Here is a 23,745-nt window from a genome sequence, read left to right as displayed (position 1 = left end):
CAGCCCGGGGGTGCGGCCTTCGCCGTAAGCTGTGCCCATGCGTGATCTTGCGGGGGGTTTCCGGTATCTGCTGGCCGGCCAGCGATGGGTGTTCGGGCACGGCCGCTGGCTGGGCTTCGGGCTGCTGCCCGGACTGGTGGCGTTCGTGCTCTACGCCGGCGCCCTGACCGGGCTCGGCTACGGCGCCGACGACCTGACCGCATGGCTCACCCCCTTCGCCGACGGCTGGTCCTCGCCGTGGCTGGGGCTCTTCCGCGGCTTCCTGACCGCCCTGGTCTTCGGCCTCGGGCTCTTCCTCGCGGTGATCACCTTCACCGCCGTCACCCTGCTGATCGGCCAGCCGTTCTACGAGTCCCTCTCCGAGCAGGTCGACCGGAGCGAGGGCGGTGACGTCCCCGAGTCCGGCCTCCCGCTCTGGCGCGAGCTGTGGATCTCCGCGCGGGACAGCGTGCGGGTGCTCGGCCGGGTGCTGATGTACGGGATCCTCCTCTTCGCCCTTGGCTTCATCCCGGTGATCGGACAGACCGTGGTCCCCGTCCTCGGCTTCTGCGTCTCCGGCTACTTCCTGACCCAGGAGCTCACCGCGGTCGCCCTCCAGCGGCGCAAGGTGGACCTGCCCGACCGGCTGGCGCTGCTGCGCTCGCGCCGCATGACGGTGCTCGGCTTCGGGGTCCCGCTGGTGCTGGCCTTCCTGGTGCCGCTGGTCGCGGTGTTCCTGATGCCGGGTGCGGTGGCGGGGGCCACGCTGATGGCGCGCGACCTCCTGGGCGGCACCCCGCCGGAGGCACCGGCCGGCCGGGGACACCAGGCACCGGCGGGCCCCGGGGCGCCGGCGGCCCCCGCGCCCCCGGGCTTCGGTCCCCCTCCGGGGCGCTGAGCCGCGGCTCCCGGCCGGGCGCGGGCGCAGGCGCGGGGCGCCTTCACCGCCCGGCTCGCAGCAGCGCGATGGCGGCTGCCAGGTCCTCCCCGGCGCGGGCCGCCGGGTCCTCGGCCAGCCGGCGCCGCATCAGTTCGAGGTAGGGCGAGATCAACTCCGTGCTGACCCCCTGCTCCCCGGCGGTGCGCGTCAGGGTGCCGGTGGCCGCGACCTGCATGCCCAGGCTGGATGCCACCCCGGTGGTGAAGTCCCCCGAGCTCAGCCGCTCGGCGGTGGTGCCGACGAAGAAGCCCATCGCGCCCAGCCACTCGGACAGCAGCGGAGACAGGTCCTTGGGGGAGATGTCCTCGCCCTCGATGAGCGCGTAGGCGTGCGAGATCCCGGCGAACAGCCCGTACATCGCGCTCAGCAGCGCCACGTCGTGCAGGGCGGCGTGACCGGGGTCCTCGCCGACGAAGCGGGCTGCGGCCGGGACCTCCAAGGTCGTCCGGTGGGTGTCGAAGAGGGCGCGGGAGCCGCTGTAGAAGACGTAGCCCCCGGCCTCCGGGACCCCGATCATCGTCGGCGTGGCCATGATCCCGGCGTCCACGAACCGGGCTCCGCGCTCCTCGGCCCAGGCGGCGCGCGCCCGGCCCTCGGCCGGACTGCCGGTGGTGAGGTTGACCAGGTCCTTGCCGGTCAGGTCCACGCCGTCCAGCGTGGAGCCGATGCTCTCGTCGTCCAGCAGACACAGCACGACGAGCCCGTTCGCGGCCACCGCCTCGGCGGGGCTGGCGGCGGCGGTGGCCCCCTGCGCGGCCAGGGCGCCGGCCTTGGCGGCGGTGCGGTTCCATACGGTCAGGGGGTGCCCGGCGGCGAGCCAGGTGCGGGCGAGGGCGGTGCCCATGGCGCCGAGTCCGAGGAGGGTGACGGGGGTGAGCGGGGAGTTCAGCGGGTTCTGCGTCGCGTTGTCGGTCATGGCGTTTAGCCTGGTGGCAGGTAGTGCGGGGCTCAAGTACGCACTTTGGAGTGGGTGCTTACTCCAAGGTGAGCGAGCAGGTGGGGAGGGTGGGCGATGGCGGTGACGCGAAGGCCCGGTGCGGATCACTGCGGGATCGCCGCGGCGATGTCCGTGCTCGACGGCAAGTGGAAGGTGTCTCTCCTGTGGGAGTTGGAACAGTGCCCGCGCCGCTTCGGTGAACTGCGCCGGCTGGTTCCCGGGGTCTCGGAGAAGGTGCTCTCCGCCCAGCTGCGCGAACTGGAGACGGACGGCATGGTCCACCGGGAGGTCCACGAGGAGGTCCCGCCCCGCGTCGAGTACTCCCTGACACCCCTCGGCCAGGGCCTCAGCGAGGCCCTGGCGAGCCTGGGCGAGTGGGGCACCAAGCACCTCCTGCCGGACTCCGCCTGACGCCCCGCCGCGACGACCGCCGCAGCGGCGGGGCGGAAACCATTCCCCGCGCCCGGTCGTCCTGCATTCTGGAAGGGCACGCACAGCGCGCGGGGAGCCCGTCCCGCGCCCGGGCTTCGGAGGTGGCCGGATGGCCGTACAGCCGTGGGGTCAGCATTCGCAGCAGCCGTACGGGCAGCCCTGGCAGCCCGCGCACACCCCGCAGTCCGCGATGCGCGCCTCGAACGCCGACCGCGACCGGACCGTGGACGTGCTGAAGGCGGCCTACGCGGAGGGCCGGCTCGACGCGGAGGAGTACGGGCAGCGTTTTGACGCGGTGTACGAGGCGCAGACGTACGGCGAGCTCGGGCGACTGGTCGCCGACCTTCCGTCCGGGCCTGTGGTGGCTCCCTTCGGCTCCCCGGTGCCGGTGGTGCCGCCGTCCTACGCGGCGCACCCGTACGCACCGCACTCCTTCGCGGGGCAGTCCTTCGGGGCGCCGCTGTTCGGGCCGCCGCCCCAGGCGCGCCGCGTCAACGGGCAGGCGGTGGCTTCGCTGGTGCTCGGCGTGCTGTGCCTGCCGACCTTCGGGGCGACGGCCCTGCCCGCCGTGATCACCGGCCACATCGCCAAGGCGCAGATCCGTGCCCGTGGAGACGAGGGCGACGGGATGGCGAGCACCGGCCTGGTGCTCGGCTGGCTCTCGGTGGGCGGCTGGGCCCTGCTCTTCGTGCTGGCCGTGCTGCTCGGCTCCTGAGGCCTTTCGTGCCCGGAACGTGATCGAATTCCGGCCCTCCGCTTGTCCGGGGCGGCCCGATAGTATGCACGGCAACACGTGCCAAGGCTGTCTCTCACTGCCCTTGAGTCCGCCCCGGCCCGGAGCTTGGTGCGGGGCCCGGAGCCGGGCAGCGGCTTGCCGACGCACGATCCGGCCCTCATCGCAGGGGACCGACCAGCAGTAGGGACATCGCAGTGACAGTCAGTACCCAGGGGGCGGTCGCCGTGCTGCCCGCGAGCGGACCGGCCGCGCCCGCCGGGCCGGAACCGGCCCCCCGGCGCGCACCGCGCTCCCGCGGTGGGCTGCTGCTCCTGGAAGCCGCCGTGGCCTTCGCCGCGGCCCTCGTCCTCCCGCTGCTGGCCCGTGGCTTCGAGCTCAACCCGCTGGACCGGATCGCGCAGGTCAGCGGCCTCGCCGCGATCCAGCTGCGGTTCGCGCTGATCGGCCTGCTGCTCGTCGCCGCCGTGGTGCTGGCGATGCGGCTGCGCGGCGGCCGGCACTTCGACCTGGCCGCCCGGCTGGCCGCCGCCGGCATCGCAGGTCTGGCGAGCGGGTTCGTCGCCGCCGGCGCGGTCGTCGCGCTGCTGGGGACCCCCTGGCCGATGTTCGGCCTCAACGGCGACAGTGGCCGTATCGTCGAATGGGCCCACGCGGTCGCCAACGGGCAGCCCTCGGGCTCGCCGGTCTACCCGCCGCTGCCCCTCCAGACCCTCGGCCATTACGCCGAGTGGTTCCGGGACGGCAACACCGCGTACGCCTTCAAGGACCTCCAGATCCTGGGCGCCGCCGCCTTCGGGCCGCTGGTCTACCTCGCCTGGCGGATGCTGCTCAGTCCGGTCCGGGCGCTCGCCTTCGGTGTGGCGCCGGCCTTCGCGCTGATCGACGCCTACAAGCCGTACAGCCAGACGGTGCTCGTGCTGCTGGTGCCGGTGCTCGTGGCGATGGTGGTGGCGCTGCGCCGCAGCGCGACCGAGGCCTGGCGGCCGCTGCTGCTGAAGGGCGCCGGTTTCGGCGTGCTGCTCGGCGTGCTCTTCCTGACGTACTCGGGCTGGTTCCTGTGGAGTGCGGCGGGTGTCTTCTTCGCCGCGCTGCTGTACTTCCCGTGGCGGACCGGCCGGCTCAGGGGCGCGTCCTTCATGGGCGTCACCCTGGCGGCCTTCCTCGTGGTGGCCGGGCGCTACCTCCTGGTCATGCTGACCGAGGGGCAGACCACGAAGGACTACAACTTCCGCTTCGACAACTTCACCGACCCGGCGTATTACCTGATGTGGCGCACCGACATGCCGGGCAAGGCGGGCGACTGGCCGCTGCCCGGCGAGTACGGCGGTGTCGGACTGTTCGCGCTGGTCACCTTCGTCGGCCTCGGCGCGGCGATCTGGCTGGGCATCCGCAAACCGCTGGTGGTCACCATCGCGGCCATGTTCATCAGCGCGTGGGTGATGCGGATGTACATCGCCTCGCACATGTACGAGACGCAGACCGTCCAGCTGTACACCCGCACCAACAACCAGCTGCTCTACTGCGGCCTGATCCTGTGCGCGCTCATCGCCCACCTGGTCTCGCTGCGGATGGCCGGGCACCGGACCGACGCCGCCGAGGACACGGCCGGATCCCAGGCCGGCGGTGCGGGCGCCCCCGGCCTCCCCGGCCTCCCCGGCACCCCCGCCACCCCCGGCCTCCCGGCCCGCGAGGCGGCGGTGATCGGAACCCTGTGCGCCCTGCTGCTGCTCCTGGGCACCGTCGCCTCCTCGATGTCCGACCGCTACATGCCCGCCCAGGACGGCACCTACCGGATCCTGCCCTGGGTGTCGCACACCATCACCGAGCTGGACGGCAGCTGCCCGAAGTTCGCCCCCGGAGGCACCTGCTCCAAGGACGGCGACCAGAGCTGGCTGAGCTTCATCCGATGACCAGAGGGAACAGATGATCTCCGCACTGACGCGGCTGGCCGACTGGTCAGCCCGAACCCCCAGGCGGCTCTGGCTGATCGCCTTCGCCCTCTTCTTCACGCTCGCGGGCTCCTGGTCCGCCGCCACCCCGCTCGGCGGTTCGCCGGACGAGCACGCGCACTTCATCCGCGCCGCGGCCGTCGCCCGGGGCCAGATCAACGGACCCGAGGTGATGGTCCCGCACGTGGTGGCGGGCATCGAGGGCCACTTCGCCGAGACCGGGGTGCGGCTGCCGCAGTGGTACCAGCAGCTGCCCCAGCTGCACGAGTGCTACGCCTGGCATGAGAAGGAGCCCGCCTCCTGCGCGCCCTCGATCGGGAACGCCGAGCAGACCGTCCAGGTCACCACCGCTGCCGGCCGCTACCACCCGGCCTACTACCTGGCGACCGGCTGGCCGAGCCTGCTCGTGGACGGCCCCAAGGGGCTGTACCTGATGCGGCTGATGTCGGCGCTGCTCTGCTCGGCCCTGCTGGCCAGCGCGGTGGTCACGGCCGCCGAGTGGCGGCGCCGCTCCCTCGCGACGCTCGGCGTCCTGGCCGCGGCCACGCCCATGGCGCTGTACATGGCCGGCATGGTCAACCCGAGCGGGGGCGAGATCGCCGCCGGGATCCTGGTCTGGACGGCGCTGCTGTCGATCACGATGTCGCCGGATCCGCGGCTGCTGAACCGCCGGCTGGCCCGGCTCGGCATCGGTGGGCTGGTACTCATCAACATCCGGCCGCTCGGACTGATCTGGTTCGCCGGGGCGCTGGTCTTCGGCCTGCTGCTGAGTCGCCGGCGCGGGCTGCTGGGCTCGGTGCTGCGCCGCAAGGCCCTCTGGCTCTGGACGGGCCTGCTGGGCGCCGCGGCGGCCGGTGCGCTGGTCTGGGCCTCCACGCACCCGGACAACTCGGTGATCAAGACGCCCGCGTCGCTGACGCCCGGGGTCGCGGCCAGGCAGACCCTCGGCAACACCGACACCTACATCAAGCAGATGCTGGGGTACTTCGGCTGGCTGGACACGCCCGCGCCCGCCTTCACCTGGCTGGTCTGGCTGGGCGCGATCGCGACGCTCGTCGCGCTGGCACTGGCCTACGGGCGGGCGCGCGAGACGCTGGCGGTCCTCGGCATGCTGGCGGGCATCGTGATGCTGCCGGTCATCGCGCAGGCCTCACAGGCGGAGAAGATCGGCATGGTGTGGCAGGGCCGCTACCTGCTGCCGCTCGCCGTGGGCCTGCCGCTGATGGCGGTCCTGATCAGCGCGAGCCGGGCGCCCGACCGGGGCTTCCCCTGGCGCCGGCTGATCGGTTTCACCGTCGCCGGGCTGGCGCTGGCGAACGCGGCCGCCTTCTTCTGGACCCTGCGGCGCTTCGCGGTGGGCACCAGCGGTGCCTGGGTGCCGGCTTCGGCGCACTGGGCCCCTCCCGGCGGCTGGGTCCTGTGGACCGGCGTCTACACGCTGGCCGCGCTCGCCCTGATCGTGCCGGCGCTGATGCCGGACCGCACGCCCGCGACCGTGGACGGCAGGCGCCTCGACGACCCCCGCTCGGGACGCCACTCGCGGATGCCGGAGCCGGTCTGAGCGACCCCTGAGGGACCCGGCCCCGGTCCGCGGGGCGGCGCCGGGGCCGGGTCCCTCAGAGGCCGACCTCCGCCGTCACCACCCCGGCCGTACGGTCGTCCGCCTCGGCCAGCAGCGCCCCGCCCGGAGCCCATACCGCCGCCCGCCCGCAGCCGGTCCACGGCCCGGCCGGGCCGACGTGGTTGGCCAGCACCACGTACAGGCCGTGCTCCTTCGCCATGCCCGGGTAGACGGCGGCCCGTTCGCCGATCCCGTCACCCGTCCCGTACAGGGAGCTCGCCAGGTGGACCCGGCAGCCGTCCGCCGCGCCCCGCCCCGGCAGCTCGGGGAAGTGGTTGTCGTAGCAGACGCCCAGGGAGAAGCGGATCCCGCCGAGCTCGAAGCGCCCGTCGCTCGTGCCCGGTACGAAGGCGCCCCGCTCCTGCCGGTAGAGGTGCCGCTTGGCGTACGTCGTCAGGTGCGCGCCGTCCGCCCCGTAGACCAGGGTCGCGATGGCGGGGAGCGGACCGCCGGTGCGCAGCGCGGCATTGACCGCGGTGGCGATGCCGGTGGAGCGCAAGGGGTCCAGGCGGGCGTCCTCGGCGTCCACCCAGAGCGAGGGGTCGGCGGCCAGCGCCTCCAGCTCGTATCCGGTGAGCGTGAACTCGGGGAAGAGCACGAGCTCGGCTCCCTCGGCGCGGGCCCGCGCGGCGAGCGCGACGGCCTGCGCGGAGTTGGCGGCCACGTCGCCCGGGACACAGGTGAGCTGGGCGGCGGCGATCTTCATGAGGCCAGCATGCCACCCGTCCGAGGGCCGTCGGCCCGGACCGCCGGGGGCCCGATGTCGCCCGGCATCCCGTATGGCCGGAAATCACCCACGGTGTCGGCCTGCGCGAACGGGCCGGAGGCGGGCCCCGGCACCCGCGTCCGGCCCGACGGCCCGTCCTCCCGCGTCGGCGTCAACGCGGCGGTTCGGCCGCCGTCACCTGGCGGTGTGCCAGTTCCGCCAGCCGCGCCTGGCCGAGCTTGCCCGGATGGAACCAGTCCCAGCGGCTCAACTGATCCGCGGCGAAGGGGTACTGGAACACCGCGCCGCCGTCGTAGCGGCACAGCGGGTCCTTCGCGCACACCTCGCGCAGCACCTCGTTGTACTCGACCACCCGCGCCCGCACCTGCTCGCGCCGGGCCGTCGCCCCCGTGGCCGCCGACAGGGGATCGGCGAGCATCGACTGGCAGATGCCCAGCTTCCACACCTGCCGGACCATCGGGAGGTCCTTGCCCTGCTCCCACAGCCGCTGGAGGTCCGGCACGCTGGAGACGTACACCTGGGAGGTGGGCGAGGCGGCCCTGAGGCCCGCGAGTGCCTGTTCGAAGCCGGCGCGGAACTCCGCCACCGGCGTCATCGACGAAGCCGTCGGCCGGCAGGCGTCGTTCGAGCCGACCATCACCGTGACCAGCTCGGGACGGTGTGCGGCCGCCGAGGCCAGCTGCGCCGGCAGGTCCGCCATCCGGGAGCCGGTCACCGCGTAGTTCCAGCTGCGGGCCGGGGCCGCCGCGTCCCCGAGCAGCCGCGTCGCCAGCGATCGCACCGCGGGGTCGTTGCCGGTGGCCCACGAGACCTCCGGGCAGTCAGCCAGAACCGAACAGGCATCGAAACCCCGGGTGATGGAGTCACCCACCGCGGCGATGGACGCGGGCGCCGTGTTCCAGCGCGGCGCCGCCTGCGACCCGCGCTCGCCCTCGGCCCCCGACCCGCCCGACTGACACCCGGTCAGCGCCCCTGCCAGCACCGCTGCCGCCGTGGCGGCGCCCGCGAGGATCCGGCGCGAGCGGCGGCGGGTGGCGGTGGTGCGCATCGGATGGGTCCCCTCCTCGTCGCCCCACATCTTTCGGGGCGTCCTGCTGAGTGAAAGCTCTGTGTTGACCGGCCTCGGAGCGACCGTACGTCACACCGCGACCCCTGACTCACGGTAGCTTTTTCCCGTGGCGTTTCGGCCGCAGGTCCCGTAGCGCAATGTCAAATAATTTCCGTTACATTACATCTCGTCACATACTGTCCGTTTTCTGGAGTTTATTCCCGACCTCGTCCCACACTGGAGGTCCCGGTGACGACACGTGGAGTCCTGTACGTGCATTCCGCACCGCGCGCGCTCTGCCCGCATGTGGAATGGGCTGTTGCGGGCGTGCTGGGGGTGCGGGTGAACCTCGACTGGATCAGGCAGCCCGCCTCCCCAGGCACCTGGAGAGCCGAGTTCTCCTGGCAGGCCGAAGCGGGCACCGCCTCGAAACTGGCCTCCGCCTTGCGGGGCTGGCACCTGCTGCGCTTCGAAGTGACCGCGGAACCCTGCCCGACCGCGGAGGGCGAGCGTTACAGCTCCACCCCCGAGCTCGGCATCTTCCACGCCGTCACCGGCATGCACGGCGACATCCTGATCCCGGAGGACCGGCTGCGCGCCGCCCTCGCCCGCTCCGCCCGCGGCGAGACCGACCTGGAGGCGGAGATCGCCAAGCTGCTCGGCAAGCCCTGGGACGACGAGCTGGAGCCCTTCCGCTACGCGGGCGAGGGCGCCCCGGTGCGCTGGCTCCACCAGGTGGTCTAGCCGCCGGCCATGCAGAAGGCCCGCTCGGGATCCTGAGCGGGCCTTCTGCATGGCCTTGCGGCGGTTGCGGTGTTCGAAACGACGAACGCCGCGACCATCAATTGAGCAAGCCTCACGGCGAGCAACCACGTCCGCGAGAGCGGCGCCGGTTCAGGCGCACTAAACAGTACGGAACGCCAGGGTGACGTTGTGGCCGCCGAATCCGAAGGAGTTGTTGATCGCGGAGATCGGGCCGTCGGCCGGCAGCTTGCGCGGCTCGCCGCGCACGATGTCCGCGTCGATGTCGTCGTCCAGCTCGTCGACGTTGATCGTCGGCGGGGCCAGCCGGTTGTACAGCGCCAGGACCGTCGCGACGGTCTCGATACCACCGGCGCCGCCCAGCAGGTGACCGGTCATCGACTTGGTGGCCGAGATCGCGATGTGGTCCAGGTCGTCGCCCAGCACCTTGCGCAGGGCCTTCAGCTCGGCCGTGTCACCCTGCGGGGTGGACGTGGCGTGCGCGTTCAGGTGGACCAGCTCGGCCGGGTCGAGACCCGTGTTGTCGAGCAGGTTCTGCACCGCGGCCGCGACACCGCGGCCCGTGGGCTCCGGCTGCGCGATGTGATGGCTGTCGGCCGACAGGCCCTGGCCCAGCACCTCGCAGTAGATCCGGGCGCCCCGCGCGGCGGCGTGCTCGGCGGACTCCAGGATGACCACGCCCGCGCCCTCGCCGAGGACGAAGCCGTCCCGGCCCTTGTCGTACGGGCGGGAAGCCTGCTCGGGGTTCTCGTTGTTCTTGGACATCGCCATCATGTTGGCGAACGCGGCGATCGGCAGCGGGTGGATCGCCGCCTCGGTGCCGCCCGCGACGACCACGTCGGCGCGGCCGGTACGGATCATCTCGACGGCGTAGCCGATGGCCTCGGCGCCGGACGCGCAGGCGCTGACCGGAGTGTGCACGCCCGCCTGGGCGTTGACCTCCAGGCCCACGTTGGCGGACGGGCCGTTCGGCATGAGCATGGGGACGGTGTGCGGGGAGACCCGGCGCACACCCTTCTCCTTGAGCACGTCGTACTGGTCGAGCAGGGTCGTTACGCCGCCGATGCCGGAGGCGATCACGGTGCCCAGGCGCTCGGGCGCCACGGGCGTACCCTCGCCCGCCGGGGTGGTGTAGCCGGCGTCGGCCCAGGCCTCGCGGGCCGCGATGACGGCGAACTGCGCCGAGCGGTCCAGCTTGCGGGCCAGCGGCCGGGGCAGGACCTCGCTGGGGTCCACGGCGGCCGGGGCGGCGATACGGACCGGGAGTTCGGCGAAGCGCTCGCCCTCAAGGGGCTTCACGCCTGAGCGGCCGGCGAGCAGGCCTTCCCAGGTCGAAGCGCTGTCGCCACCCAGCGGAGTGGTTGCGCCGATACCGGTGACGACCACGGTGCGATTGGTCGGGCTCACAGGAATTCTTTCTCCACGTCTAAGGGGGTGCTGAATTGTCACGGCGCCACCGCCGGGTGGCGACAAACGCTCGTCAGGCTCAGGCCTGGTGCTTCAGGATGTAGTCGGCGGCGTCGCCGACCGTCTTGAGGTTCTTGACGTCCTCGTCCGGGATCTTGACGTCGAAGCGCTCTTCGGCGGCGACGACGACCTCGACCATGGACAGCGAGTCGACGTCCAGGTCGTCGGTGAACGACTTGTGCGTCTCGACGTCCTCGGTCGGGATGCCGGCGATCTCGTTGACGATCTCCGCGAGACCCTCGACGATCTCTTCCTGCGTGGCGGCCATGTGGCGCTCCTTCTGTAGCTGGGTGGTTCTTCAGGCCGGGATGTGGATCCGGGCCCTAGGGGAGGGTAACGACCGTCGCGGCGTAGACGAGTCCCGCCCCGAAGCCGATGACGAGCGCGGTGTCGCCGCTCTTCGCCGCTCCGGTCGCCAGGAGCCGCTCCATAGCGAGCGGGATCGAGGCGGCCGAGGTGTTGCCGGTGGTCTCCACGTCACGGGCGACCGTGACGTGCTCCGGCAGCTTCAGAGTCTTCACCATCGAGTCGATGATCCGCATGTTGGCCTGGTGCGGGATGAAGACGTCCAGGTCGTCCACGGTGATTCCGGCGGCGTCGAGCGCCTGCTGGGCCACCTTGGCCATCTCGAAGACGGCCCAGCGGAAGACCGCCTGGCCCTCCTGCGTGATGGCCGGGAACTTCTCGCCGCCGTCCTTGCCGAGGTACTCGTCCCACGGCACGGTCTGCTTGATGGTCTCGGACTTGTCGCCCTCCGAACCCCACACCGTGGGGCCGATGGCCGGCTCGTCCGAGGGGCCGATGACCACGGCGCCGGCGCCGTCGCCGAACAGGAAGGCCGTCGCGCGGTCCTCCAGGTCGGTGAGGTCCGAGAGCCGTTCCACGCCGATGACGAGGACGTACTCGGCGGAGCCCTCGACGACCAGGCCCTTGGCCAGGGTCAGGCCGTAGACGAAACCGGCGCAGCCCGCCGAGACGTCGAAGGCGGCGGGCTTGCCCGCGCCGATGCGGTGCGCGATCTCGGTGGCGACCGCCGGGGTCTGCTTGAAGTGGGAGACCGTCGAGACGATCACGGCGCCGATCTGCTCCGGGGAGATACCGGCGTCCGCCAGCGCCTTGCCCGAGGCCTCCACCGACATCACGGCGACGGTCTCCTGGGGCGAGGCCCAGTGCCGGGTCGCGATGCCGGAGCGGGAGCGGATCCACTCGTCGGACGAGTCGATCGTTTCGAGGATGACCTCGTTGGGCACCACGCGGGTCGGCCGGTAACCGCCGACACCCAGCACGCGGGCGTACGGGGAGCCCTTGGCCGGCTTGATCTTGGACATGCTGTGTGGGCTCCTTCTCTCAGGCCGTGTGCTCGGCGACGAGCGCAGCGGCCTTGTCGAGATCGTCCGGGGTCTTCAGGGCCACGCTCGGTACGCCCTTCAGCGCGCGCTTGGCCAGACCCGTCAGGGTGCCCCCGGGACAGAGCTCGATGATCCCGGTGACGCCCAGTTCGGCGAACGTCTCCATGCAAAGGTCCCAACGGACCGGATTCGCGACCTGGCCGACCAGGCGGGCGACGACGTCGGCGCCCGTGGCGACGACGTGGCCGTCCTTGTTCGAGACGTACTTCAGCGCCGGATCGGCCGGATCAAGAGCCTCCGCGGCCTTCTCCAGCGTGGCGACCGCGGGCGCCATGTGGTGCGTGTGGAAGGCGCCCGCGACCTTGAGGGCGACGACCTTCATGGAACCTTCGGGCTTCTCGGCTTCCAGAGCGGCGATCTGCTCCATGGTGCCGGCGGCGACGATCTGGCCCGCGCCGTTGATGTTCGCCGGGGTCAGCCCCAGCTTCTCCAGATGCGCGACGACGACGTCGCGGTCACCGCCGAGGACCGCGGCCATGCCGGTCTCGGTGACGGCGGCGGCCTCGGCCATGCCCAGCCCGCGCGTGCGGACGAACGACAGGGCGTCGGCCTCGGACAGCACGCCGGCGTACGCGGCGGCCGTGATCTCACCGACGCTGTGTCCGGCGACGGCGCCGAAGGCCGTACGGCCCTTGTCGTGGGCGGCGCTCAGCGCGGCGGCGGACAGCAGTCCGGCCGCGACCAGCAGCGGCTGAGCCACGGCGGTGTCGCGGATCTCGTCGGCGTCGGCGTGCGTGCCGTAGTGGGCGAGGTCGAGCCCGATGGCGTCCGACCATGCGGCGACGCGGTCAGCGGCGCCGGGAAGGTCGAGCCAGGGAGTCAGGAAGCCGGGCGTCTGAGCGCCTTGGCCGGGAGCGACGAGTACGAGCACCCTCACACTCTCTCTTGTGGATGGTCCCTGCCGCCCGTGGGGACAGGGACCAAGAACCGTCGGGGTAATTGTTGATGTCCGACAAAAGTCTAGGACTGAGGTTCGCCATCGGCCAGACGCCCGAGGATCAGGGCGATCCGCAGAGTGAACGCGGAGCGGACATCGGAGGGTGACCAGCCGGTGACGTCCGTCACACGTCGGAGCCGGTAGCGCACCGTGTTGGGGTGCACGAAGAGCATCCGCGCGGCCCCTTCGAGACTGCTCGCCTGCTCCAGGTAGACGCTCAGCGTCTCCAGCAGCGCCGACCCCGCCTCCTCCAGCGGTCTGTAGATCTCCTCCACCAGCTGCTCCCTGGCAGCCGGATCCGAGGCGATCGCGCGTTCCGGGAGGAGATCGTCCGCCAAGACCGGGCGCGGGGCGTCCTGCCACGCCGTACAGGCCTTCAGCCCGGCCGCCGCCGCCTGCGCCGACTTCGTCGCGTTCAAAAGGTCGGGCACCACTGGACCGGCCACCACCGGGCCCGCGGCGAAGGGACCGATCAGGGACTTCGCGACCCGCATCGGATTGTCGCTGCCGCCCGCGACGACGACCAGACGGTCCCCGAGCACACCGGTGAGCACCTGGAGCTTGTGGTGGCGGGCCGCGCGCCGGATCGCCTCGACCGTCAGCTCGCTGTCCCCCTCCGGCGCGGTGCCGAGCACCACGCACACGTGCTCCGGCGAGTTCCAGCCGAGCGCGGCCGCCCGCGACAGCGCGCCCTCGTCGGCCTCGCCGGAGAGGACCGCGTTGACGACGAGCGACTCCAGGCGGGCGTCCCACGCCCCGCGCGCCTCGGCGGCCTGCGCGTACACCTGGGCGGTCGCGAAGGCGATCTCCCTCGCGTACACGAGGAGCGCCTCACGCAGGATCGACTCGTCTCCCGGCGCGGCCACCTCCTCGATCGCGGTCTCCATGACCTCGATCGTGGTGCGGACCATCTCCACGGTCTGGCGCAGGGTGATGGCCCGGGTCAGCTCGCGCGGAGCCGTGCCGAACACGTCGGTCGAGATCGCCTGGGGTGTCTCCGGGTGCCGGAACCACTCCGTGAACGCGGCGATGCCGGCCTGCGCCACCAGGCCGATCCACGAGCGGTTCTCCGGGGGCATCGCCCGGTACCACGGCAGGGTCTCGTCCATGCGCGCGATCGCGTTGGCGGCGAGCCGGCCGGATGACTTCTCCAGTCGTCGCAGCGTCGCGGTGTGCGGATGGGCGGGATGCGCGGCATGCGCGGGGAGATGCTCACGTTCGGGTTGGGGCACGGGACAAGACTGCCTTATCGGCGCCCGTGAGCGGAGTCCGGTCCCGCACCCGGCGTCTACGGTGGCTCCATGATTGATGTACGTCGCGGCGCCGACCGGTACCAGGGCGGGGATCCCGCGGCCGGGATCATCACCCGGCACGCCTTCTCCTTCGGGGCCCATTACGACCCGGACAACCTCCGTTTCGGCCCGCTGCTCGCCTGCAACGAGGAGACCCTCGCACCCGGCGCAGGATTCGAGGAGCACCCCCACAGCCAGACCGAGATCGTGACCTGGGTGACCGAGGGCGAACTCACCCACAAGGACAGCACGGGCCAGAGCGCCCGGGTCCGGGCCGGGGACGTGCAGCGGCTCGGTGCCGGATCCGGGGCGCGGCACGTGGAGCGCAACGACGGCACCGAGCGCCTGCGCTTCGTGCAGATGTGGCTGGAGCCGCTGACCCCGGGCGGGGAACCCTCGTACGAGGTGGTCACCGGGACCGCCGACGGCACGCCCTACGAGGTCCCCGCGGCCGGCGCCGTCCTGCACGTGCGCCGGCCCGGCGCGGGCGAGCGGGTCGCCGTACCCGCCGCGGAGCGGGTCTACCTGCACGTGGTCCGCGGGGACCTGCGCCTCGACGGGGAGGAGCTCGGGCCGGGGGACTCGGCACGGATCACCGGCGAGGCGGGCCTGGAGGTCACCGCCGGATCCCCCGGCGAGCTGCTGATCTGGGAACTGCCGTAGGAGCGTCTGCGAGGTCACTTCCTCCGCCCGGGCACGGCCTACCGGCGGTGCGGGGCCAGCTCGGCCAGGACCGCGTCGGTGAAGGGGGTCCACGCCTCGACGGCCCACGGCCCGAAGGCCCGGTCCGTCAGCACCACGCAGGCGGCGCGCGCGTCGGGGTCCACCCACAGGAAGGTGCCGGCCTGGCCGAAGTGCCCGAAGGTGCGCGGGGAGGAGGTGGCGCCCGTCCAGTGCGGGGACTTGCCGTCGCGGATCTCCAGGCCGAGCCCCCAGTCGTTGGGGGACTGGTGCCCGTAGCCCGGCAGGACGCCCTTGAGGCCGGGTTGGACGACCGAGGTGGCCTCCGCGACCGTGCGGACATCGAGCAGCCGGGGCGCCTGGAGCTCCGCGGCGAAGCGTACGAGGTCGCTGACGGTGGAGACGCCGTCCTTGGCCGGCGAGCCGTCCAGGGTCGTCGCCGTCATGCCGAGCGGCTCGCACACCGCCTGCTGGAAGTACTCCGCGAAGGGGATGCCGGTCGCCTTGGCGATGTGGTCGCCGAGCACCTCGAAACCGGCGTTCGAGTACAGCCGCCGCTGCCCGGGCGGGGCCGTCACGCGGTGGTCGTCGAAGGCCAGACCGCTGGTGTGCGCGAGGAGGTGACGGACCGTCGAGCCGGGCGGCCCGGCCGGCTCGTCGAGCTCGACCGCGCCTTCCTCGTACGCGACGAGCGCGGCGTACGCGGTGAGCGGCTTGGTGACCGAGGCCAGGGCGAAGCGGTGCCCGACCGGTCCGTGGGAGCCCGCCATGCTCCCGTCGGCGCGCACGACGGCCGCCGCGGCGGTCGTCACCGGCCAGGTATCGATGATCCGCAGGCTTTCCAGGGTCTTCACGCTCTCCATGCGGCCGAGCCTACTTGCTTGGAGTGCACTCCAAGGTTTTAGCGTGGGGGCCATGAGCCAGAGCCTGACACCGGCGCGGTACACGATCAGCGAGGTCGAGGCCCGGACCGGTCTGACCCAGCACACGCTGCGCTGGTACGAGCGGATCGGCCTGATGCCGCACGTGGACCGCTCCCACTCGGGGCAGCGGCGGTTCAGCGACAAGGACCTCGACTGGCTGGCCTTCGTGGGCAAGCTGCGCGCCACCGGGATGTCGGTGGCGGACATGGTCTGCTACGCCCAGCTGGTCCGCGAGGGGGAGCACACCGTCGTCGAGCGCCGTGAGCTGCTGGAGCGGACGCGGCGCGATGTACGGGCACGGCTCGCGGAGCTGACGGACGCGCTCGGCGTACTGGACTTCAAGATCGGGATGTATGCGATGAACGCGGTCGCGGAGAAGGCGGAGCAATGACGCAGAACGACACCACCACGAGCACCACCGGCACGACCAGCGGCAGCACCGCCACGAGCACGACCAGCAGCACCAGCACTACCACCATCGAGCAGGTCGAACTGGGCAGGGGCGGCCCGCTGGTCGGCGTGCAGGGCCTCGGCTGCATGGGCATGAGCGAGTTCTACGGGGAGACGGACCAAGCGGCGGCCCGGGAGACCCTGGACGCGGCCCTGGCCGCCGGGGTCACGCTCTTCGACACCGCGGACGTGTACGGGCGGGGGCGCAACGAGGAGTTCCTCGCGCCGTTCGTGGCCGCGCACCGGGAAGAGATCACCCTGGCCACGAAGTTCGCCATAGAGCGCACCGACGACCTGCACTACCGGGGCATCCGCAACGACCCGGCGTACATACGCCAGGCCGTCGAGGGCAGTCTGCGACGGCTCGGGACCGAGGTGATCGACCTGTACTACATGCACCGGCGCGACCCGGCGGTGCCGTTGGCCGAGTCGGTGGGCGCCATGGCGGAGCTGGTGCGGGAGGGGAAGGTGCGTCACCTGGGGCTGAGCGAGGTCACCGGCGCGGAACTGCGCGAGGCGTACGCGGTGCATCCGATCGCGGCGCTCCAGTCGGAGTGGTCGCTGTTCAGCCGGGACGTGGAGCGCAGCGCGGTGGGCGCCGCGGCCGAACTGGGGGTGGCCTTCGTGCCCTATTCGCCGCTGGGGCGCGGATTCCTGACGGGGGCGTTCGCCGACGCGGGCACGGACCTGTCGCCGGACGACTTCCGCCGCTTCCAGCCGCGCTTCACCGGTGACAACGCGAAGAGCAACGCGGCGCTGCTGGCCCCGGTACGGGAGATCGCGCGGGCGCGCGGGGCGAGCCCGGCGCAGATCGCGCTGGCGTGGGTGCAGCAGCGGGCCCGGGTGCACGGGCTGAGCGTGATCCCGATCCCGGGAACCCGCAAGCCCGGCCGCCTCGCGGAGAACACCGCGGCGACCCGGATCACCCTGACGGCGGCGGAGCTGGCGCTGCTGGAGCCGATCGCCGCCCGGGTCGAGGGGGACCGCTACCCGGACATGAGCTCCACCTCGGCGGCCCGCGAGGGTTGAGGCGGGCCGGGCGCCGTGGTGAGCCGTGCCGGGCGCGAGGCCGAGCCGGGCGTGTCGCGAGGACTGAGCCGGGTGCGCCGCGAGGGCTGAGCCGGGCCGGGCGCGGGTACCGGCGCGGGCGGGTCCGTGGCGGTGGCCGCGGCGCCCGCGCCGCCCGGGTCGTGGCGGCGGATCACGGGGACCGGAGGGCTCAGAGGGACTCGGCCGCGAACCGGTCGCGCAGCGCCGCGTACTCCGCGTCCGTCAGCAGGCCCGCCGTGTGGAGCTCGCCCAGGTGGCGCAGGCGGTCGTCGCCGGACCGGGCCCGGGGCACCGCGGCGACCGGGCTGCGACCGCGCACGGCCGCCAGCAGGGCCGCGGCGAAGGGCAGCGACTCGTACACCGCCCCGTAGCCCATGCCGAAGACGGCGGACGCGAGGTCGTGGTCCGGGCGGGGGTCGGCGCCGGTCTGCCGGGGCTCCCGCAGGAGCAGCCGCAGGTGGCCGCCCGGGCCGTCCGGGGAGGTCCACTCGACGCCGGTGAGGGCGGCCAGCGGGTAACGCTGGTCGCCCGCCTTCCACTTGGTGCTGGTGGCGCCCGTACGGGACCACTGGAAGGCGACCGCCGAACCGTCGAAGCTCACCCGCGCGTCGTACGCCTTCAGCCGGAGCGGCGGCCGCGGTACGCCGACCAGGAAACGCGGGGCCGGCTCGGCGGCATCGGGGCCGAGCCGGGAGCGCAGGGCGTCGGCGAAGGCCGCGGCGAGCGGCGCCCGCTCGCCCGGCAGCACCAGCCGGTACGGGTCGCACGTCTCCTTCAGCTGCCCGGCGGCGGCCTCCATCAGCGGATCCGCGCCCGGCCGCGGGACGGCGCGCAGCACGACCGTGTCCCGCTTCCCGGCGGTCAGAGTCACCTCGGACACCGCTTCCAGGGGGACCCGGCGCGAGCCGAGGGCGTGGAAGAGTCTCGGCGTCCTCGGCGTTCGTATCCCCCGTGCGAAGCGGATGAGCACCGAGTCCGAGTCGAACTCCCAGACGGCATGGTTTCCGGCCAGTACGTCACCCATGCGGCACATGGTAAAGGGAGGGCCCCCCGGGCGTCCCCCTCGGTGCACGGCCCGATTTCGGGTCTCTACGCGCGTCAGTGGGCTTCCGACGCGGAAATTCCTTGCCGGCACGCGTCGTCCGCCGGTGCGCAGGCAACGGAAGCGAACGCACCGGTTCCGATTTTGGCGAAGTTGTCCACCGAGGCCGTACCTGGCGAGAAATAGCCGGTATGGCTCTTGGCCCCGGCCGAGGACAGCAGCCGCGCGCCGAACTCCGGGGACACCGGATCGGCACCGTGGCCCAGCCCGCCGACCTCCAGGTGCGGTACGTCGCCGATCCAGTCCCCCTCGTCCCGCATGGCCCACACCCGGGCCCGCGTGCCCAGCTCCGCGGCGCTCGCCGCACGCATCCCGGGGCTGCCGGCCACCACCAGGTCCGTCACCCGGTCCGGCAGCGCCCGCGCGGCGACCCCGCACACCACCGACCCGTAGCTGTGGCAGAACAGCGCCACGCTCGCCTGCCCGGGCAGGGCCGCGGCCAGCGACTCCAGCAGGGCGGCGCCCTCGACGGCCATCCGGCCGGTGGCCGCGTCCATGCCGACCCCGGTGGGAGCCGTGTATCCGGCCCAGGCGATGACCGCGGTCCGGCTGTCGGGGGCCGCCGCGCGCTGGGCCTCGTACAGGGACTGCCCCATGCCGACGGGAGCGCTGAAACGGCGGTGGGTCCGCTCGAAGGTGATCAGGTCGGTGTCGACGCCGGGGACGATCACCGAGATCCGGCGGGCCCGGTCGAGGTCCCCGAACACCTCGGCGACGCGGCCGCCACCGGTGGGGTCGAAGGCGAGGATCTGCCGGCCCGGTTCGGCGAGGGAGGCGAAGCGGTGGGCGCGGCGCGCGGCCGTGGTGCGGTCGGCCGGGGTCAGAGCGATGTCGCGGCTGCGCGCCTCCTCGATCCGGCCGGCCTCTTCCAGGCCGCGCCGGTTGGCCCGGTAGCGGGTCGCGGCGGGGGCCCCGTCGAGATTGCCGACGACGAACGGGTAGCCGTCGGCGAGCCGGGCCCGCTGGGCGCCGTCCAGGCCGCTGAAGAAGCGGGCCACCGTCCGTACGGGGGCGTCCGCGGGCGGCAGCGGGCGGCCGCCGATGCGGGCCTTGGCCCAGGCGGCCAGGGCGGTCGCGCGCAGCGGTGTGCCGCCGTGGGGGCGGTGCACGGCGGACCAGCCGGTCGTCGCCAGGAGGACGAGGACCACCGCGAGCGCGAGCAGGCTGCGCAGCGCGGCGGGGCGCGGGGCGGCGGGCTGGGGTGCGTCGGGGTGCGTGCGGTCCGGGCGCGTGCCGTCCGGGCGCGGGATGGCGGGATGCGGCGCGGCGGGGACGGCAGGGTGCGGGAGGGCGGGGCGCGGGATGGCGCTGAGTGCTGTGGGGAGGGCGGGGCCGGGCAGTTTCACTGGGACCCAGCCTAGGAGACCGTTTCCGGACACGGCGCGCCGGGTGACGGGTGTCACCGCCGACCGGGGGACGGCCGGTTCCCCGGTCGGCGCGGTAAACGGCGTGTCAGACGGGGCGGTTCCCGGCCATCGGCGCTGCCGCTCCCGGCTGCGCCGGATGGGGGACCGGTCCGCCCGTGTCGCGTCCGTTCGTTTCCGCTCCGCCCCTTCCGGGTCCGCCGCCGGGTTCGGGTCCGCCGCCGGGTTCGGGGCGGCGCCAGTCGGCGGCCAACGCGGGGCCGATCTGGTCCAGGTACCGCTCCGTCATCCGCCGGATCGCCTGCACGCTGGTGTCCGCGCCCTGACCCCACAGCCGTCCCGTGACCCTCATCACACCGCAGAAGGCGGCGACGGCCACCCGTGGCCGAGGATCCGCGTCCACGTCCAGGCCCGCCAAGGAACCATGACCCCCCGGCCCGAGCCGTCGAGAGAAGTCGATCGTCAGGTAGACCGGTGCGCCGGACACGTCGCGGCCCCGGCAGACCATCCGCCGGGGCCAGTGTGGGCAGAGAGGAGCCCCGGCCGAAGGGGTCCGGCCGGGGCTACGGTCAAGAACCTACGTGTTGACGGGGTTCATCGAGCCAGGCGTGCTGGCCGCCCACCTCCACGGTGACGCCGAAGCGGGTGATGTGAGGTCGGCCGCGCAGCTCATACCAGGTGTAGGCCGCCGTCACCTCGGCCCACAGGTCCCGCGGTCCCCACGAGCGGACCGCATCGTCCCGCCACCAGTCGCCGTAGCGGACGATCGTGGCCGACGTTCCGGCCTCGTCCACGAACTGAACCTTCCGGTCGTCGCCCTCCCCGCGGTGCGAGTGCGAGATGTCCGGCACCTGAAGGCCGATGGCGAAGTCCTGCAGGTAACCACTCGCGAGGACTTGAGCCGGGTCGATCGGGGAACGCCTGCTGACGGACTCCTCCGGGACCCGCAGCTCGACACATGGCCGCTCGCTGCGGATCCACATGTACGAGGACGCCCCGACGAAGCAGCCCTGCGCCCTTGTCCCCGTGCTGTCCACCCCGAGCCGCAAAAGCCCCGCGTTGCTGTACACCGTCCCGAACGGCGTCAGGATCACGCCGCCCGGCCGGGACTGCTCGATCCAGGCGTACGGCACGCGCCGCAGGGACGCCGTGTTGACGACCCGGTCGAACGGGCCCCCGCCGGGAGCACCCTGGAGGCCATCGCCGACGACGAGTCCGGGGTGGTAGCCGGTGGCCTTCAGGTTGGAGGCACCGGTCCGCGCGAGCTCGTCGTCCACCTCGATGGCCACCACCCGCTCCGAGCCGACGCGCTCACACAGCAGGGCCGTGTGATAGCCGGAGCCGTAGCCGATCTCCAGCACACGAGAGCGTGGCTTGAGGGCCAGGTGGTGAAGCTTTCGCATCACGATGTCCAGCGCGGAGACGGACGAGGTGAAGTCGCCAGGCGCCGGGCCGGGTGTGATGTCGCCGTCGTCCAGTTGTGTGACCACCGACTGGTGTGGGTTCCACACCGCGCGGCGCCATACCTCGGGTTCCTCCGCGCGGACCACGAACTGCCAGAGGCCCTCGTCGTCCCGTACGGGCAGCCATATGGCCTGCGGCACAAAGGCCTCGCGATCGACTGTGTCGTAGGCCTGCGCCAACCACGGCCCACGCAGCAACCCTGCGGTCACCAGGGCTTCGCGGCAGATTTCCCGGTTCACTTCTTGCCCGGCGGGGGCGGGGGCGGGGGCGGCGGCGGAGTGGACGGCTGAGGCGTCGGCCGGCTGCCGTCGGGGCTCGACGGTTGGGACGGCGGTGTCCACGGCTTGTCTTGCGGTGATCCAGCGTGCTTGCCCATCGCTATCCCCACGCGCTCGGTGAATGGTGCAGGATGCCCGCCCAGCTGGGGCGGGAGTCAGTGGATGCCGATCGTGATCGCGGCGAGTATGCCGAGCACGATGACGACGTACAGGACCTGCCGGTGGAGCTCGCTCACCGCTGCCCGGTCAGCACGCGGTGCATGGTGCGGATGGTCCGGGCCAGTGCACGGGCGTGGTTCCAGTTGCCCAGCTGGGTGCCGGTCGGGCCCTCGCTGATGAGCCGGTGCCAGTCGCCCAGCGCGGCCGCCGCGGCGTCGAGGTGCGCGACGTCGGCGAGGAGGAACTCGCCGTGGCGCATCAGATCATCAACGAGGGCTGCGATCTCCGCCTCGGCGGGCTTCTGGTTGTACGGAACGAGGGCCCTCGTCACGAGGGCTGTGCCGGTGTCCAAGTCTGCGTGTGTGCTGCCCATGCCGGGGTGCTCCCTACCGTCGTCAGCGGGTGGTGAGACCAGCATGGAGGCAGGTGAAACGAAGAAGGGGCCCGGTCCGGGCCCCTCTCCCTACGCGGCCAGCAGACCGATATCGACAGCGAGTTGACTCGCCCGCTGCCGACGCTCCGGCAGCCGGGACGTGGTCTCTTCGAGGACGATGGTCCGGGCGTATCCGTTGTAGCGGATCGTTTCCGGCGCGGCCGCGTGTGCCTGCTCCAGCGTTGCCAGCGCGGTCTCCTGCTGCCCGTCGAGATGGTAGGCGCGGGCCTGCTCGATCCGGTGCCGGGCCCGCCGGGGCCGGGACGGGATCGCGTCGGCCTCGGCCCGGTTGGCCTGGCGGACGGACTCGCCACCGGCTCGCAACTCGACTGCCACGGTGACGCCGTGCGCACCCATCACCGCCCGGCCGAAGCTGGTGACCCGGTGGAAGTAGCTGGCAGGAAGGTGGCGGGAGATGCCGCCCGCGCGGTCCCACCAGCCCCACGCGGTGCCCGTGTCGCGGCGCTTCGCCGCGGTCAGTCCAGCCTCTACGCGCAGCGCGCCGGTGATGGCCTGCACGTCCAGCGGAGCGTCGGCGAGTCCGGGCTCCAGCAGACGCAGGGCCCCGATGACGACGTCGTCAGCCTCGTCGTAGTGTCCCGGCCCCGAGTCGCGGTGCGCCTGTGCCGACAGCCAGGCGGCCACACCGATCGCGTGCAGGTCTTCGGATTCCTGCGCAGCGGCCATGCCGCGCTCGGCCACCCGCCACAGCAGGGAAGGGTCCGGCTGGTAGGCGACGAAGAACTGGGCGAGGAAGTAGACCTCTGCCTGGAGGGCCAGGGCTGCGCGCCGGTCGGCCGCAGTGTCGGCCTGCCGTACGCCGAGCTGGGCGTCACGGATCAGCCCGGGCAGGAGACCGCCCAGCACAGCGCGGTGGTTCGGTGCCTCGTGGCGGGCCGCCCACGCGGCATCCAACGCAGCCCGCAGGTACGCCCTGGAAGGTGCCTCCCGGCTACCGCGAGCCGGGTAGGAGGAGAGGGCCGTACGGACCGCGGGGAGCCGGTCGTGCCCGGGGCCCAGGAACAGGTCGGTGTGCGGTTCGGCGCCGACGTCGCCCACGAGATCGTTCAGCCGGCGGACGCGCAGCACTTCAGCGATGCGCAGGATCTCCGGCAGTCGCGGCATTCTTATGGTGCCGGTCTCGACTTTCTTGACCCACGAGGCGTGGTGGCCGAGGAGCCCGGCCAGCTGTTCGCGGGTCATGCCTCGGCGGTTGCGGTAGATCTGGACACGTTGCCCGAATGCGACCGGGTTGTCGTACGGGTCGGGGGTAGCATCAGATGACACGGCCTTGCCCCTTCTCTGTGCAGCTCGACGCTGAACAGCGTAGGGGGCAAGGCTCTTTTCGTGTGATCCAGACCGCACGAGAGCTCCCCCTGCGCCCGAACCGCACCCGCTCCGGCTGACCGCGTGATGATCAGCGGTTCGCCGCTGGCGGGCGCCGCCATCACCCAGGTCGGCCCCCGGGTCCCGCTGGTCGCGGGCATGGCCGCAACCGCCGCCGCCTGCTTCGGCAGGGAACTCGTTCGGGGACAAGTGGCGGGCGGCGGAGCTGCCCCCCCTCACCCCGGGGCCGTCCCACGGACCACCGGCCGCCCTTGCGGA

The 23,745-nt window shown here is 72.6% G+C and carries 23 protein-coding genes and 1 pseudogene; 9 read left to right on the top strand and 15 right to left on the bottom strand.

Translation table 11 applies throughout. The features are described 5' to 3' along the window. Nucleotides 1–37 precede the first annotated feature (37 nt). Nucleotides 38–877, top strand: coding sequence for an EI24 domain-containing protein (locus ACWDX7_RS07635; RefSeq protein WP_451489181.1), 840 nt, complete (start codon nucleotides 38–40; stop codon nucleotides 875–877). A gap of 43 nt (nucleotides 878–920) precedes the next feature. Here the strand turns inward: ACWDX7_RS07635 and ACWDX7_RS07630 are convergent, their stop codons facing one another. Continuing rightward, nucleotides 921–1,835, bottom strand: coding sequence for an NAD(P)-dependent oxidoreductase (locus ACWDX7_RS07630; protein WP_451489180.1), 915 nt, complete (start codon nucleotides 1,833–1,835; stop codon nucleotides 921–923). Between the two features lie 96 nt (nucleotides 1,836–1,931). On the opposite strand from ACWDX7_RS07630, the gene ACWDX7_RS07625 reads away from it, so the two are divergent. The 4 genes from ACWDX7_RS07625 (at nucleotide 1,932) to ACWDX7_RS07610 (ending at nucleotide 6,534) form a co-directional block, all read left to right on the top strand. Next, nucleotides 1,932–2,267, top strand: a complete 336-nt coding sequence (locus ACWDX7_RS07625) for a winged helix-turn-helix transcriptional regulator (protein ID WP_451489179.1) — start codon at nucleotides 1,932–1,934, stop codon at nucleotides 2,265–2,267. A gap of 130 nt (nucleotides 2,268–2,397) precedes the next feature. Then, nucleotides 2,398–3,003 carry a DUF1707 and DUF4190 domain-containing protein gene (locus ACWDX7_RS07620; protein ID WP_451489178.1) on the top strand — a complete coding sequence of 202 codons (606 nt, stop codon included), beginning with the start codon at nucleotides 2,398–2,400 and terminating at the stop codon, nucleotides 3,001–3,003. Nucleotides 3,004–3,218: 215 nt separating this feature from the next. Continuing rightward, nucleotides 3,219–4,934: a hypothetical protein gene (locus ACWDX7_RS07615; protein WP_451489177.1), complete on the top strand. Its 1,716-nt coding sequence runs from the start codon at nucleotides 3,219–3,221 to the stop codon at nucleotides 4,932–4,934. Between the two features lie 13 nt (nucleotides 4,935–4,947). Continuing rightward, on the top strand, nucleotides 4,948–6,534 hold the full coding sequence (locus ACWDX7_RS07610) for a DUF2142 domain-containing protein (protein WP_451489176.1): 1,587 nt from the start codon (nucleotides 4,948–4,950) through the stop codon (nucleotides 6,532–6,534). A gap of 55 nt (nucleotides 6,535–6,589) precedes the next feature. Here the strand turns inward: ACWDX7_RS07610 and ACWDX7_RS07605 are convergent, their stop codons facing one another. Together ACWDX7_RS07605 and ACWDX7_RS07600 are read right to left on the bottom strand one after the other, a co-directional pair. Further along, nucleotides 6,590–7,300, bottom strand: a complete 711-nt coding sequence (locus ACWDX7_RS07605; protein ID WP_451489175.1) for a carbon-nitrogen hydrolase family protein — start codon at nucleotides 7,298–7,300, stop codon at nucleotides 6,590–6,592. Between the two features lie 172 nt (nucleotides 7,301–7,472). Beyond that, nucleotides 7,473–8,369: an SGNH/GDSL hydrolase family protein gene (locus tag ACWDX7_RS07600; RefSeq protein ID WP_451489174.1), complete on the bottom strand. Its 897-nt coding sequence runs from the start codon at nucleotides 8,367–8,369 to the stop codon at nucleotides 7,473–7,475. 249 nt (nucleotides 8,370–8,618) lie between these two features. Here ACWDX7_RS07600 and ACWDX7_RS07595 point away from each other — a divergent pair, with 249 nt between their 5' ends. Continuing rightward, nucleotides 8,619–9,113, top strand: coding sequence for a DUF3145 domain-containing protein (locus tag ACWDX7_RS07595; protein ID WP_030160508.1), 495 nt, complete (start codon nucleotides 8,619–8,621; stop codon nucleotides 9,111–9,113). 159 nt (nucleotides 9,114–9,272) lie between these two features. Here the strand turns inward: ACWDX7_RS07595 and fabF are convergent, their stop codons facing one another. From fabF to ACWDX7_RS07570, 5 genes are all read right to left on the bottom strand, one after another. Then, on the bottom strand, nucleotides 9,273–10,538 hold the full coding sequence (gene fabF, locus ACWDX7_RS07590) for a beta-ketoacyl-ACP synthase II (protein ID WP_451489173.1): 1,266 nt from the start codon (nucleotides 10,536–10,538) through the stop codon (nucleotides 9,273–9,275). A 79-nt stretch (nucleotides 10,539–10,617) separates the two neighbouring features. Further along, entirely contained in the window at nucleotides 10,618–10,866 is a 249-nt protein-coding gene (locus tag ACWDX7_RS07585; protein ID WP_451489172.1) for an acyl carrier protein, read from the bottom strand. 55 nt (nucleotides 10,867–10,921) lie between these two features. Continuing rightward, nucleotides 10,922–11,926: a ketoacyl-ACP synthase III gene (locus ACWDX7_RS07580; RefSeq protein WP_355406390.1), complete on the bottom strand. Its 1,005-nt coding sequence runs from the start codon at nucleotides 11,924–11,926 to the stop codon at nucleotides 10,922–10,924. Nucleotides 11,927–11,945: 19 nt separating this feature from the next. Continuing rightward, a complete protein-coding gene (locus tag ACWDX7_RS07575; protein ID WP_451489171.1) occupies nucleotides 11,946–12,878 on the bottom strand; it encodes an ACP S-malonyltransferase in 933 nt (310 codons plus the stop codon). 89 nt (nucleotides 12,879–12,967) lie between these two features. Further along, nucleotides 12,968–14,176: a PucR family transcriptional regulator gene (locus ACWDX7_RS07570; RefSeq protein WP_451489170.1), complete on the bottom strand. Its 1,209-nt coding sequence runs from the start codon at nucleotides 14,174–14,176 to the stop codon at nucleotides 12,968–12,970. 69 nt (nucleotides 14,177–14,245) lie between these two features. Here ACWDX7_RS07570 and ACWDX7_RS07565 point away from each other — a divergent pair, with 69 nt between their 5' ends. Beyond that, complete coding sequence (locus ACWDX7_RS07565) at nucleotides 14,246–14,899, top strand: pirin family protein (RefSeq protein WP_451489169.1); 654 nt, start codon at nucleotides 14,246–14,248, stop codon at nucleotides 14,897–14,899. 38 nt (nucleotides 14,900–14,937) lie between these two features. On the opposite strand, the gene ACWDX7_RS07560 is transcribed toward ACWDX7_RS07565, so the two are convergent. Beyond that, nucleotides 14,938–15,762, bottom strand: coding sequence for a serine hydrolase domain-containing protein (locus ACWDX7_RS07560; protein WP_451489342.1), 825 nt, complete (start codon nucleotides 15,760–15,762; stop codon nucleotides 14,938–14,940). A gap of 70 nt (nucleotides 15,763–15,832) precedes the next feature. Here ACWDX7_RS07560 and ACWDX7_RS07555 point away from each other — a divergent pair, with 70 nt between their 5' ends. Both ACWDX7_RS07555 and ACWDX7_RS07550 read left to right on the top strand, forming a co-directional pair. Beyond that, nucleotides 15,833–16,231, top strand: a complete 399-nt coding sequence (locus ACWDX7_RS07555; RefSeq protein WP_451489168.1) for a MerR family transcriptional regulator — start codon at nucleotides 15,833–15,835, stop codon at nucleotides 16,229–16,231. After that, on the top strand, nucleotides 16,228–17,319 hold the full coding sequence (locus tag ACWDX7_RS07550) for an aldo/keto reductase (RefSeq protein ID WP_451489167.1): 1,092 nt from the start codon (nucleotides 16,228–16,230) through the stop codon (nucleotides 17,317–17,319). The genes ACWDX7_RS07555 and ACWDX7_RS07550 overlap by 4 nt, the downstream gene beginning before the upstream one ends. 190 nt (nucleotides 17,320–17,509) lie before the next feature. Here the strand turns inward: ACWDX7_RS07550 and ACWDX7_RS07545 are convergent, their stop codons facing one another. The 6 genes and pseudogenes from ACWDX7_RS07545 to ACWDX7_RS07520 all read right to left on the bottom strand — a co-directional run bounded on the left by ACWDX7_RS07545 (nucleotide 17,510) and on the right by ACWDX7_RS07520 (nucleotide 23,427). Then, nucleotides 17,510–18,364, bottom strand: a complete 855-nt coding sequence (locus ACWDX7_RS07545; protein ID WP_451489166.1) for a DUF4429 domain-containing protein — start codon at nucleotides 18,362–18,364, stop codon at nucleotides 17,510–17,512. 74 nt (nucleotides 18,365–18,438) lie between these two features. Then, nucleotides 18,439–19,590: an alpha/beta hydrolase gene (locus ACWDX7_RS07540; RefSeq protein ID WP_451489341.1), complete on the bottom strand. Its 1,152-nt coding sequence runs from the start codon at nucleotides 19,588–19,590 to the stop codon at nucleotides 18,439–18,441. Nucleotides 19,591–19,894: 304 nt separating this feature from the next. Further along, a pseudogene (locus ACWDX7_RS07535) lies at nucleotides 19,895–20,218 on the bottom strand (hypothetical protein); the annotation flags it as partial. Nucleotides 20,219–20,375: 157 nt separating this feature from the next. Beyond that, complete coding sequence (locus tag ACWDX7_RS07530) at nucleotides 20,376–21,410, bottom strand: protein-L-isoaspartate O-methyltransferase family protein (protein ID WP_451489165.1); 1,035 nt, start codon at nucleotides 21,408–21,410, stop codon at nucleotides 20,376–20,378. A 370-nt stretch (nucleotides 21,411–21,780) separates the two neighbouring features. Further along, nucleotides 21,781–22,080, bottom strand: coding sequence for a DUF6415 family natural product biosynthesis protein (locus ACWDX7_RS07525; protein ID WP_451489164.1), 300 nt, complete (start codon nucleotides 22,078–22,080; stop codon nucleotides 21,781–21,783). Between the two features lie 90 nt (nucleotides 22,081–22,170). Beyond that, complete coding sequence (locus ACWDX7_RS07520) at nucleotides 22,171–23,427, bottom strand: helix-turn-helix domain-containing protein (RefSeq protein ID WP_451489163.1); 1,257 nt, start codon at nucleotides 23,425–23,427, stop codon at nucleotides 22,171–22,173. Between the last annotated feature and the right edge of the window lie 318 nt (nucleotides 23,428–23,745).

It is taken from the genome of Streptomyces sp. NPDC003034 (assembly GCF_053591375.1).
The sequence above is the reverse complement of the archived record's forward strand: the minus strand, read 5'-3'. Positions and strand labels throughout refer to the sequence as shown.